At 34.3% G+C, this 13,908-nt stretch carries 4 protein-coding genes; all 4 read right to left on the bottom strand.

Translation table 11 applies throughout. The annotated features are described in order from the left end of the window. Positions 1-2: 2 nt before the first annotated feature. The 4 genes from J3U74_RS03940 to J3U74_RS03925 all read right to left on the bottom strand — a co-directional run bounded on the left by J3U74_RS03940 (position 3) and on the right by J3U74_RS03925 (position 13,734). Positions 3-3,368, bottom strand: coding sequence for a WGR domain-containing protein (locus J3U74_RS03940; protein WP_267337941.1), 3,366 nt, complete (start codon positions 3,366-3,368; stop codon positions 3-5). 100 nt (positions 3,369-3,468) lie between these two features. Then, on the bottom strand, positions 3,469-6,825 hold the full coding sequence (locus J3U74_RS03935) for a DUF6138 family protein (protein WP_267337940.1): 3,357 nt from the start codon (positions 6,823-6,825) through the stop codon (positions 3,469-3,471). 108 nt (positions 6,826-6,933) lie between these two features. After that, positions 6,934-10,278, bottom strand: coding sequence for a DUF6138 family protein (locus J3U74_RS03930; protein WP_267337939.1), 3,345 nt, complete (start codon positions 10,276-10,278; stop codon positions 6,934-6,936). A 105-nt stretch (positions 10,279-10,383) separates the two neighbouring features. Beyond that, positions 10,384-13,734, bottom strand: coding sequence for a WGR domain-containing protein (locus J3U74_RS03925; protein ID WP_267337938.1), 3,351 nt, complete (start codon positions 13,732-13,734; stop codon positions 10,384-10,386). Between the last annotated feature and the right edge of the window lie 174 nt (positions 13,735-13,908).

Genomic DNA, 13,908 nt, shown 5'->3' with positions numbered 1-13,908 from the left:
AATTATAATTTGGCTAACTTTTCCTGCCAGTATTCTTGATATTGTGGCAGGCGTTTTTGTGCTGTTTGGTATACCTGTTTTAGTTCAGTAGTATCGATTCTTTGCAGTTTCTCCATGGCATAATCTAGTTTTTTCTGCTGTATATATGCCATAAACAATAGTGAGGTATCATACACTTCGCCCATATCCGGGGTGATTTTTTCAAGCTGTTTGATTGCCCGATAATTATCATCCTTATAAATCCCGGCGCTTAAAGCCTCATCCAAATACATTATACCGGGCTTAGAGTAATCAATGTTTGGGCTTCCTTTGGGACTGTCGAAGTAATAGTATTGTTTTCGCAGTGCGTATAATTTTTCTTTATCGGGCTCTTGTTTGTTCATTGCAACAGCAATCTTTGCAAAATCCATTACTCCATAAATTAGCTGAGCTTGGTTTTTACCATAAATTCCCATACCCACTTGATAAGGGGTGCCACTAAAATCAATCACGACCCTTTTACCAAAACAGTAGGCTTGTTCAGTGCCCCAAGCGATAACAGAGTTGGGATTTATTTCATTCTGCACTTTATAAAATTGGATAATAGCGTCGAAAATGTAGGGATTAGTTATCGTTAATGGCGCAAAAATAATTGCTTTCCATGAGGAATCATGAGTATATAATTCATTGAGATCAAACCCGCGTTTTTTAGCTTCCAATGGCGTAATGACACAAGGTGGATTTTCGATAAAATCTTGCTCATCGATGATTAACGGTTCGGAATCGCTTTCTGGTTTAGGTGAGATGTTATAAATAATTGGTTGACCGCTACCTTCTCCTTCTTCCTCAAGAGCTTCTAAAACTAAATTATAAAAATCAGCATAAATCAATTTCTCTTGCGGATCAGTCGCATTATTAAATAATTTTTTTAACTTTTTAAGACTATCACTAGGTTTACCAAAAAGATATTTTACTAAATAAGTCAATTTACAATATGGATTTTTTGGCTCGTTCATACTGTAATAATCGGTCAAACTAGCTAAATTTTGCGGAATTTTATAAAATTGACTGGATAATTCAGACATATGTTGACCTTGAGTTAATTGCAATAGCGCAATCGCAACCGCTGTTTCGGGCGTAATACCCCAATATTTTTCAAGAACAATACCAAAATTACCTGCCAAATATTCATGGTCACCATCGATTTCAAGTGCAAATTTAATAGCCAAATCCATATGTTTCACATCCGTCATTGCCAGGGCAATAGCAGCAAATGCCCCGGCGACTGAACTATATTCATCTTGTAAATCAAAACTATAATCAAGTTCATACATAGTTAAGTCAACAAACTCTCGAATTTTATCATGTAAACTTTCGTACATCGCTGCTTTGCGGAAAAAAACATGTGAACAACAAGCTATCCCCATCCCTAGTTCATATTCTTCAAAGTGTACATATTTTTTAACGTATTTAGCGAATTCAGAATAGTATTCAGGCTTGGCAACAAAATAAATATGAAGCCAATGCCCCTCAAATATATTTGAATAACCTTTTGCCATTAAGTTATTTAAATAATCAAGTGCATCGGAATATGCCTGTTCACTTTCTTGTTTAAAGCGTAAGTAAATTTCACCACCCGTTGGCATGGCTCTGGCGATAATGGTTTCAGTTTCACAAAAAACATCAGTTTCAGTAAAAGTATCATAAAAACGTTCGGTTTCTGATTGATCGTCTGGATCGTCTTTTTTTTCTGGCTTGCTATCAGGCTTGTTATCAATAATGCCCAGTTTATCCCACGCTTGTTTTTGTAGAATTGCTGGTTCATATCCTTTATCAACTAAGCATTCAACACTGTTATAAGCATATCTATAATCAAAATTAGCCCATTCAAACTGTAAATCAACTAAATGCCATTTGTTATAATCAAAATCGTCGTATTTCCTTAACAGTGAACGTCCTTTCGATTCAGCCTCTTTCTCACCTGAATAAAGATATTTTTTTAGTAATGCTAAAATTCTATCGGTATCGTATTGCTCAATAACGCCATTAAGGGCAAAATATTCCTCAACCGTGTCAGTTAGCAAATCTGCATAATATTCATCTGATTGCTCGAGATATTTTAGGTCGCTTTCAAGCTTAAATATCCTTGTTTGTCGGTAGGTTTGTTCTATTGGTATTTCAATAAGAATATTATCTGTTTGGAAAAGGGCAATTCTGAAATATTTATCAGTCATACCACCAAAAAAACCATCATCCAGCATTTTCTGGAGTTTTTTGGTAAGTAATGGAACAAAGTATTGATTATTTATCTCAACGCCATAACTAGTCCCATCATATTCTAGCTCATTTAGACTTTCTGAATAATAGCGTTTGGAATTTCGTTCATTGAATAAAGCATATATTTCCAGCGTTTTATAATCAAAGGTGATATTAAAGCCACAAACATTTTCAGGGAATTTGTTAGCTGAAATATTTTTTTCACCTCCTGTCTGGGTAGTTTCAAAAATACTCTGTAATGCGTTAACTATTTTATCCACCATTTGTACCGGATAATCGGTTAGATATTGTTCAGCCAGCTGATGGATTGATTCGGCATGAGTCTGATAACGGTCATAAATATATTTCATCACACCTTGTGCAAAGATTTCTTGGAAAAGAATTTCTGGATCTCTGATTCTCAAAAGATAAGGAATGCAATCAAAGTGAATAGGTGATATTTTCTTCATAAATTTTGAAAATATCATTTGAAGCATATCTTTGATGAAAATTTGAAATTCCTTATTGTTTGGACTTAACGCTTTTAATTGTTCGAACTTAGCTTCAATATCGAACTGCTCACCTTGCTTTATATATTTTCGTAACAAAACTTTTAAGTTATCAAATTCTTGTTCTTGTGGTGTTTTGGTGACTGTCTCTTTTTTAATCGGGGCATTACTTTGTTTTGGTGGTTGTTTAACTGGAGCAACTTTTTTAGGCGGAACTTTACGTAACTCATCAAAATCAAATGGGTTAGGTTGACCCTCATCAGCCCATTCATCAAGATCAAACCATGGTTTTTCTTTACCGTCATCAATCACATCTTTGGGTGGTGTGGGTTTGGGGTGGTATTTCGGTTTTGGGGCATCGGGCATTTTGATAATTTGACTTAATCGGGCTATCGCGGGCAATAGGGTTGCTGGTATGGTTTTTTCTTGATAACCCTTTTTAAGTTTTGATTTTATTATTTTGCAGGCTTCTTTTTCTGCTTCCTCCTGCGAGGCAAAGGTCTTAGTGTGTTTTTGCCCTTCGGTTCCAACCGCACCGTAAAGCACCGTGTAAAGGTTATCTTTTTGCTCGATATACCAAAATTTATTATTCACTTCATCAATGCATTCAAAATATTGGTTCATTGTTTTATGTTTTCCTTATGGTTAATTTTTTATATTTATCAGAATAATTTGAATTTATCCTGTTTATTGGGGCATAAGCCCCTTTTTATGATTTTATTTTTTATAATTCCGCTAACTTTTCCTGCCAATATTCTTGATATTGTGGCAGGCGTTTTTGTGCTGTTTGGTACACCTGTTTTAGTTCAGTAGTATCGAGTTTTCTTTGTAGTGTCTCCATGGCATAATCTAGTTTTTTCTGCTGCATATATGCCATAAACAATAGTGAGGCATCATAGACTTCGCCCATATCCGGTGTGATTTTTTCAAGCTGTTTGATTGCCCGATAATTATCATCCTTATAAATCCCGGCTCCTAAAGCCTCATCTAAATACATTATACCGGGCTTAGATTTATCAATGTTTGGGCTTCCTTTTGGACTATCAAAGTAATAGTATTGTTTTCGCAGTGCGTATAATTTTTCTTTATCGGGCGCTTGTTTGTTCATTGCAACAGCAATCTTTGCAAAATCCATTACTCCATAAATTAGCTGAGCTTGGTTTTTAGCATAAATTCCCATACCCACTTGATAGGGGGTGCCACTGAAATCAATCACGACTTTTTTACCAAAACAGTAGGCTTGTTCAGTGCCCCAAATGATAACAGAGCGGACACCTATGTTATTTTGCACTTTATGAAATTGGATAATAGCGTCGAAAATGTAGGGATTAGTTATTGTTAATGGCGCAAAAATAACTGCTCTCCATGGGGAATCATAAGTTTCCAATTCTCTAACATCAAACCCGCGTTTTTTAGCTTGCAATGGTGTAATGATACAAGGTGGATTTTCGATAAAATCTTGCTCATTAATAATTAACGGTTCGGAATCGCTTTCTGGTTTAGGTGAGATATTATAAATAATTGGCTGACCGCTACCTTCTCCTTCTTTCTTAAGAGCTTCTAGGACTAAATTATGGAAATCTGCGTATATCAATTTTTCTTGTGGATCAGTCGCATTATTAAATAATTCTTTTAACTTTTTGAGACTATCACTAGGTTCACCAAAAAGATATTCCACTAAATAAGTCAATTTACAATATGGATTTTTGGGCTCGTTATTTCTGTAATAATCCGTCAAACTAGCTAAATTTTGCGGAATTTTATAAAATTGACTGGATAATTCAGATATAAATTGACAATGAGTTAATTGCAATAAAGCAATCGCAACCGCAGTTTCGGGCGTAATACCCCAATATTTTTCAAGAACAATGCCAAAATAACTTGCCAAATATTCATGGTCACCATCAGTTTCATTTGCAAATTTAATTGCCAAATCCATATGTTTTACATCCGTCATTGCCAGGGCAATAGCAGCAAATGTCCCGGCGACTGAATTATTCTCATCTTGTAGATCTCTGCTATGATGAAATTCATACATGGTTAAGTTAACAAACTCTCTTATTTTATCATGTAAACTTTCGTACATGGCTGCTTTACGGAAAAAGACATGTGAACAGCAAGCTATTCCCATACCTAGCTCATATTCTTCAAAGTCCTCATAGTCTTCAATGTATTTAGCAAATTCAGAATAGTATTCAGGCTTGGCAACAAAATAAATATTAAGCCAATGCCCCTCAAATATATTTGAATAACCTTTTGCCATTAAGTTATTTAAATAATCAAGCGCATCGGAATATGCCTGTTCACTTTCTTGTTTAAAGCGTAAGTAAATTTCACCACCCGTTGGCATGGCTCTGGCGATAATGGTTTCAGTTTCACAAAAAACATCAGTTTCAGTAAAAGTATCATAAAAACGTTCGGTTTCTGACTGATTGTCTGAATCGTCTTTTTTTCCTGGCTTGCTATCTCTAATGCCCAGCTTATCCCACGCTTGTTTTTGTAGAATTGCTGGTTCATATCCTTTATCAACTAAGTCTTGAATATATATATCAGCATATTTAAATCCAAAATTTTCCCATTTAAACTGTAAATAAACTAACCACCATTTTTTAAAATCAACATGGATGTGTTTCCTTAACAGAGAACGCCCTGTAGATTCAGCCTCTTTTTCACCTGAATAAAGATATTTTTTTAATAATGCTAAAATTCTATCGGTATCGTATTGCTCAATGATCCTATTATAAGCAAAATATTCTTCTACAGTGTCAGTTAGCAAATCTACATCATATTCATCTGATTGTTCGAGATATTTTAGGTCGCTTTCAAGCTCAAGTATCTTTGTTTGTCGGTAGGTTTGTTCTATTGGTGTTTCGATAAAAATATTGTCCTTATTGCAGAAAGCAATTCTAAAATAATGATCAGTAATACCTTCAAAAAAACCATTATCCAGCATTTTATGGAGTTTTTCGGTAAGTAGTGGGGTAAAATATTGATTATTTATCTGATCACTATATTGAGGCTCATTATACTCAATATCACTAATAGCAAATGATTGATAACTTTTTGGGTCTCTATCTCGATTTAAAGGGTATATTTTCAGATATTTTTCATCGAAGGTAATATAAAAACCATAAGTATGATTTGGTAATTTAAAAGCTGGAATATTATCTTCACCACCAACTCGAATAGTGTCAACAATGTGTTGTAACGTGCTGGCTATTTTGTCTGCCATTTGTACTGGATAATCGTTAAGATATTCTTCAGCCAGGCGATGAATTGAATCGGGACGGGTTTGATAATTGTCATAAATATATTTTAATGCTCCTTGAGCATAAAATTCTTTCACTACAATATTGGGATCTTTGATTGTTAGAAGATAAGTTATACAATCAAAATGCATTGGGGATATTTTGTTGATGAATTTTGAAAAAATAACTTCAAGAGTATCTTTAACTAACGTTTGAAATACCTTAGTACTTGGACTCAACACTTTTAATTGTTCAAACGTCGCTTCGATATCGAACTGCTCACCTTGCTTTATATATTTCCGTAATAAAACTTTTAAGTTATCAAATTCTTGTTCTTGTGGTGTTTTGGTGACTGTCTCTTTTTTAATCGGGGCATTACTTTGTTTTGGTGGTTGTTTAACTGGAGCAACTTTTTTAGGCGGAACTTTACGTAACTCATCAAAATCAAATGGGTTAGGTTTACCTTCATCTGCCCATTCATCAAGATCAAACCATGGTTTTTCTTTACCGTCATCAATCACATCTTTGGGTGGTGTGGGTTTTGGGTGATATTTCGGTTTTGGGGCGTCGGGCATTTTGATGATTGTTTTTTCTGTGCAGGTTGATTGTTCAAGCGTTGGTGGGATTGCTTTTTCCTCATATCCCTTTTTGATTTTCGATTTTATCAGTTTGTTGGCTTCTTTTTCCGCATCGGCAGGCGAAGAAAACGTTTTAACTTGTGTTTGTCCTTTTGTCCCTATCTTGCCGAATACTATGGTTAGTGATTCGTTTTGTTGGGTGATATACCAAAATTTGTTTGACTGTAGATCGCTATATTCTAGATACTTTTTCATTGTGTTATGTTTTCCTTATATTTATCTTATTTATTATATTTATCTTATTTATTATATTTATCAGAATAAATTAAATTTATACTATTGTTTTGGGGCATAAGCCCCTTTTTATAATTTTGCTAACTTTTCCTGCCAGTATTCTTGATATTGTGGCAGGCGTTTTTGTGCTGTTTGGTACACCTGTTTTAGTTCACTATTATCGAGTTTTTTGTGCAGTTTCCCCATGGCATAATCTAGTTTTTTCTGCATCATGTATGCCCTAAACAGTAGTGAGGCATCATACACTTCGCCCATATCCGGGGTGATTTTTTCAAGCTGCTTGATTGCCCGATAATTATCATCCTTATAAATCCCGGCGGCTAAAGCCCCATCCAAATGCATTATACCGGGCTTGGATTTATCAATGTTTGGGCTTCCTTTGGGACTGTCAAAGTAATAGTGTTGTTTTCGCAGTGCGAATAATTTTTCCGTATCGGGGGCTTGTCTATTCATTGCAACAGCAATCTTAGCAAAATCCATTACACCATAAATTAGCTGAGCTTGGTTTTTACCATAAATTCCCATACCCACTTGATAAGGGGTGCCACTAAAATCAATCACGACCCTTTTACCAAAACAGTACGCTTGTTCAGTGCCCCAAATGATAACAGAGCGGACACCTATGTTATTTTGCACTTTATGAAATTGGATAATAGCGTCGAAAATATAGGGATTAGTTATCGTTAATGGCGCAAAAATTACTGCTCTCCATGGGGAATCATAAGTTTCCAATTCTCTAACATCAAACCCGCGCTTTTTAGCTTGCAATGGTGTAATGATACAAGGTGGATTTTCAATAAAATCTTGGTCAACTATTGTTAACGGTTCAGATTCACTTTCATATTTAGGTGGGAGATTATAGATAATTGGTTGACCACTATCTTCTCTTTCTTCCTCAAGAGCGTCTAAAACTAAATTATGAAAATCAGCATAAATCTCTTTTGCTAAAGGATCAGTAGCACGATTGAACAAATTTTTTAACTTCTTCAAGCTATATTTGCCATCTCCCCAAAGACATTCTACCAAGGTAATAATTTTGCGACTTTTAAAAGGGAAATCGCAGCTATTAAAATAATCAGCTAGCTCAGCAAGATTTTGCGGTATTTTATAAAATTGACTGGATAAATCAGGGGGATCTTGTTGACTTAACTGCAATAATGCAATCGCAACTGCTGTTTCAGGCGTAATACCCCAATATTTTTCAAGAACACCACCAAAATAACTTGCAAAAAAATCGTGTTCATCGTCGGTCTCAAGCGCAAATTTAATTGCCATATCCATATGTTTCACATCCGTCATCGCCAAGGCAATAGCAGCAAATGTCCCAGCGACAGAATTATCTTCATCTTGGAGATCTAAACAACAATGAGATACCTCCATTGTTAATTCAATAAATTCTCGTATTTTATCATGTAAACTTTCGTACATCGCTGCTTTGCGGAAAAAGGCATGTGAATCACTGGCTAATGTTTCAAATTCTTCAATAATCTTGGCTAATTCAGGATAGTATTCTGGTTTAGCAATAAAATAAATCCTAAGCCAATACCCTTTAAATATTTTTGAATAACCTTTTTTCATTAAGCCATTTAAATAATCAAGTGCATCTGAATATGCCTGCTCGCTTTCTTGTTTAAAGCGTAAATAAATTTCACCGTCCGTTGGCATGGCTCTGGCGATAATAGTGTCAGTTTCACAAAATATATCATTTTCAGAAAAAGTATGATAAAAACGCTCCGTTTCTGATTGATTACTTAAATCGTCTTTTTTTTCTGGCTTGCAATCATTAATGAGCTGCTGTTCCCACGCTTGTTTTTGAATAATTGCTGGCTCATATCCTTTATCAACTAAGTCTTTAATATAGATATCAGCATATTTAAATTCAAAATTTGCCCATTCAAACTGTAAATCAACTAAACGCCATTTGTTATAATCAAAATCTTCGTATTTCCTTAACAGAGAACGTCCTTTCGATTCAGCCTCTTTTTCACCCGAATAAAGATATTTTTTTAGTAACACTAAAATTCTATCGGTATCATGTTTTCTTACAATACCATCAAAAGCAAAATATTTATCAACAGTATTAGTTAACAAATCTGCATCATATTCATCTGATTGCTCCAGATATTTTAGGTCTCTTTCAAGCTCAAATAGCCTTGTTTGTCGATAGTTTGGTTCAAGTGGTGTTTCAATAATGATATTGTTTATTTGACGAACTACAATGTTAAAATAATTATCAGTTATACCATCAAAAAAACCATCATTTAGCATTTTTTGGAGTTTTTCGGCAAGTAGTGGAAAAAAATATTGATTATTTATTTGATCACAATAACTTTCCGGATCATATTCAAGCTCATTTATATTTTCTGAATAATATGTTTTTTGATTGCATTTATATGTTAAAGAATTTATTTCTAGAAATTTATCCATTCCCCGATTTTTATAATCAAAAGTAATATAAAAACCATCAATTTGATTCGGTAATTTGTAAGCTGGGATATTATCTGCGCCACCTGCTCGGATAGTATTCACAATGCATTGTAATGCGTTAACTATTTTAGTTACCATTTGTACCGAATAATCGGTAAGATATTGTTCCGCCAGACTATGGATTGATTCAGAGCGAGTCTTGTAGTGGCTATAAATATATTTCATTACTCCTTCAGCAAAGAGCCCGCTAAAAGTAATTTTTGGATCTTTGATTCTCAAGAAATACGTAATGCAATCAAAGTGAATAGGCGAAATATTCTTGATAAATTTTGAAAAAATGAGCAGAAGCATCTCTTTAATAAAAATTTGAAATTCATTATTGCTTGGGCTTAATGCTTTTAATTGTTCAAACGTCGCTTCGATATCAAACTGCTCACCTTGCTTTATATAACCTCGTAACAATAATTTTAAATTATCAAATTTTTGTTCTTGTGGTGTTTTGATGGCAGTCTCTTTTTTAATCGAGGCATGAATTTCTTTTGGTTGTGGCTGAATAGGAGTAACTTTTTCAGACGACATCTTACGTAACTCTTCAAAACCAAATGGATTAGATCGACCTCCATATGACCATCCTTGAAGATTAAACCACGGTTTTTCTTTACCATCATCAATCACATCTTTGGGTGGAATGGGTTTGGGGTGTTGTTTTGGTTTTGGGGCATCAGGCATTTTGATGATTGTTTTTTCTGTGCAGGTTGATTGTTCAAGCGTTGGTGGAATTGCTTTTTCCTCATATCCCTTTTTGATTTTCGATTTTATCAGTTTGTTGGCTTCTTTTTCCGCATCGGCAGGCGAAGAAAACGTTTTAACTTGTGTTTGTCCTTTTGTCCCTATCTTGCCGAATACTATGGTTAGTGATTCGTTTTGTTGGGTGATATACCAAAATTTGTTTGACTGTAGATCGCTATATTCTAAATACTTTTTCATTGTGTTATGTTTTCCTAATACTTATCTTTTTTATATTTATTAGAATAATTTGAATTTATCCTGTTAATTGGGGCTTAAGCCCCAATTAGTAAGCCTTTTTATTAATTATAATTTGGCTAACTTTTCCTGCCAGTATTCTTGATATTGTGGCAGGCGTTTTTGTGCTGTTTGGTACACCTGTTTTAGTTCAGTAGTATCGAGTTTTCTTTGCAGTTTCTCCATGGCATAATCTAGTTTTTTCTGCTGTATATATGCCATAAACAGCAGTGAGGCATCATAGACTTCGCCCATATCTGGGGTGATTTTTTCAAGCTGTTTGATTGCCCGATAATTATCATCCTCAAAAACCCCAGCTGCTAAAGCTTCATCCAAATACATCATACCAGGCTTAGATTTATCAATAACAGGACTCCCTTTTGGACTATCGAAATAATAATATTGTTTTCGCAGTGCGAATAATTTTTCTTTATCGGGCGCTTGTTTGTTCATTGCAACAGCAATCTTAGCAAAATCCATTACACCATAAATTAGCTGAGCTTGATTTATACCATAAATTCCCATACCCACTTGATAGGGTGTGCCACTAAAATCAATCACAACCTTTTTACCAAAACAGTATGCCTGTTCAGCGCCCCAAAGGATAACAGAGCGAGTACCTATGTCATTTTGCACCTTACAATATTGGATAATAGCATCGAAAATGTAAGGATTAGTTATCGTTAATGGCGCAAAAATAACTGCTCTCCATGAGGAATCATAAGTTTCCAATTCTCTAACATTAAACCCACGCTTTTTAGCTTCCAATGGCGTAATGACACAAGGTGGATTTTCGATAAAATTTTGGTCAACTATTGTTAACGGTTTGGAATCGTTTTCATATTTAGGAGGGAGATTATAGATAATTGGTTGACCGCTAACTTCTCCTTCTTCCTCAAGAGCTTCTATAACTAAATTATGAAAATCTGCGTATATCAGTTTTTCTTGCGGATCAGTCGCATTATTAAATAATTTTTTTAACTTTTTAAGAGCATAACTAGGTTTATAATTATCAAAAAGTTCTATTACTAAATTAGTCAATTTACAATTTGGGTTTTTTGGCTCATTCCTTCTGTAATAATCCGTCAAACTAGCTAAATTTTGCGGAATTTTATAAAATTGACTAGATAATTTAGCCGTATGACACTCATAACTTAATTGCAATAACGCAATCGCAACCGCTGTTTCGGGCGTAATGCCCCAATATTTTTCAAGAACAATACCAAAATTACTAGCCAAATCTTCATAGTAACTATCGATTTCATTAGCAAATTTAATAGCCAAATCCATATGTTTTACATCCGTCATTGCTAAGGCTATGGCGGCGAATGTCCCGGCGACTGAACTTTCATCTTGTATTTCAAAACTTTTATGATCTTGATACATGGTTAAGTCAACAAACTCTCTTATTTTATCATGTAAACTTTCGTACATCACTGCTTTGCGGAAAAAGGCATGTGAACCACAGACTATACCTCCTATCGCTAGCCCTAGTTCTGATTCTTCAATGTCTTTAAGGTATTCAAAGTCTTCAACATATTTAGCAAATTCAGAATAGTATTTAGGCTTGGCAACAAAATAAATATGAAGCCAATGCCCCTGAAATATTTCTGAATAACCTTTTGCCATTATTCCATTTAAATAATCAAGCGCATCGGAATATGCCTGTTCACTTTCTTGTTTAAAGCGTAAGTAAATTTCACCGCCTGTTGGCATGGCTCTGGCGATAATAGTATCAGTTTCACAAAAAACATCATTTTCAGTAAAAGTATTATAAAAACGTTCGGTTGCTGATTGATAGCGTGAATCGTCTTTTTTTTCTGACTTGCTATCAATAATGCCCAGCTTATCCCACTCTTGTTTTTGTAGAATTGCTGGTTCATATCCTTTATCAACTAAGTCTTGAATATGTATATCAGCATATTTAAATCCAAAATTTTCCCATTTAAACTGTAAATAAACTAACCACCATTTTTTAAAATCAACATGGATGTGTTTCCTTAACAGAGAACGCCCTGTAGATTCAGCCTCTTTCTCACCTGAATAAAGATATTTTTTTAGTAATGCTAAAATTCTATCGGTATCATAATTATCAATAATGCCATTATAGGCAAAATATTCGTCAATCGTGTCAGTTAGCAAATCTGCATAATATTCATCTGATTGCTCGAGATATTTTAGGTCGCTTTCAAGCTCAAGTATCTTTGTTTGGCTGTAAGTTTGCTCTAGTGGTATTTCAATAATAATATTATCTTTTTGGAAAAGGGCAATTTTGAAATATTTATTAGTCATATCACCAAAAAAACCATCATCCAGCATTTTCTGGAGTTTTTCGGTAAGTAATGGAACAAAATATTGATTATTTATCTCAACGCCATAACTAGTCCCATCATATTCTAGCTCATTTAGATTTTCTGAATAATAGCATTGGTAACTTCGCTCATTGAATAAAGCATATATTTCCAGCTTTTTATAATCAAAGGTAATATTAAAGCCACAAACATTTTCAGGTAACTTGTCAGCTGGAGTATTTTTTTCGTCTTCTGTTTGGGTAGTATCAAAAATGTGCTGTAATCCGTTAACTATTTTATCCACCATTTGTACCGGATAATCGGTAAGATATTGTTCAGCCAGCTGATGGATTGATTCGGAATGAGTCTGATAACGGTCATAAATATATTTCATCACACCTTGCGCAAAGATTTCTTGGAAGAGAATTTCTGGATCTCTGATTCTCAAAAGATAAGGAATGCAATCAAAGTGAATAGGTGATATTTTCTTCATAAATTTTGAAAATATCATTTGAAGCATATCTTTGATGAAAATTTGAAATTCATTATTGCTGGGGCTTAATGCTTTTAATTGTTCAAATGTCGCTTCAATATCGAACTGCACACCTTGCTTTATATAACTTCGTAACAATATTTTTAAATTATCAAATTCTTGTTCTTGTGGTGTTTTGGTTAAAGTCTCTTTTTTAATTGAAGTATTACTTTGTTTTGGTGGTTGTTTAACTGGAACAACTTCTTTAGGCGGAACCTTACGTAACTCTTCAAAATCAAATGCTACAAGATTCCTCCACGGTTTTTTTTCACCATCATCAATCACATCTTTGGGTGGAATGGGTTTTGGGTGGTATTTCGGTTTTGGGGCGTCGGCCATTTTGATGATTGTTTTTTCTGTGCAGGTTGATTGTTCAAGCGTTGGTGGGATCGCTTTTTCCTCATAGCCCTTTTTGATTTTCGATTTGATCAGTTTGTTGGCTTCTTTTTCCGCATCGTAAGGCGATGAAAACGTTTTAACTTGTGTTTGTCCTTTTGTACCTATCTTACCAAATACGATTGTTAGGGATTCGTCTTGTTGGGTGATATACCAAAATTTGTTTGATAATGTATCTTTAAACTCCAGATAATATTTCATTTCCTATATTCCTTAATTATAATTTTTGTTTAGTTCTTATAGATATATAAATAGTCATTAATACAACTTTTTGAGTGTATAAAATTTTGATTATAAAAACGACCATTATTTTCGAGGTTTCCTGGAAACACTTAGATGAAATGAGATGATTTTTTGCATTAATTTCACATCATG

The sequence above is a fragment of the Gilliamella sp. B3892 genome (genome assembly GCF_026536305.1).
Classification (GTDB): Bacteria; Pseudomonadota; Gammaproteobacteria; order Enterobacterales; family Orbaceae; genus Gilliamella.
This window is presented reverse-complemented; position numbering and strand designations above follow the sequence as displayed.

Coding starts and splice junctions, on each gene's coding strand:
- J3U74_RS03940 (WP_267337941.1), bottom strand. CDS start 3,368: ATGAACCAATATTTTGAATGCATTGATGAAGTGAATAATAAATTTTGG.
- J3U74_RS03935 (WP_267337940.1), bottom strand. CDS start 6,825: ATGAAAAAGTATCTAGAATATAGCGATCTACAGTCAAACAAATTTTGG.
- J3U74_RS03930 (WP_267337939.1), bottom strand. CDS start 10,278: ATGAAAAAGTATTTAGAATATAGCGATCTACAGTCAAACAAATTTTGG.
- J3U74_RS03925 (WP_267337938.1), bottom strand. CDS start 13,734: ATGAAATATTATCTGGAGTTTAAAGATACATTATCAAACAAATTTTGG.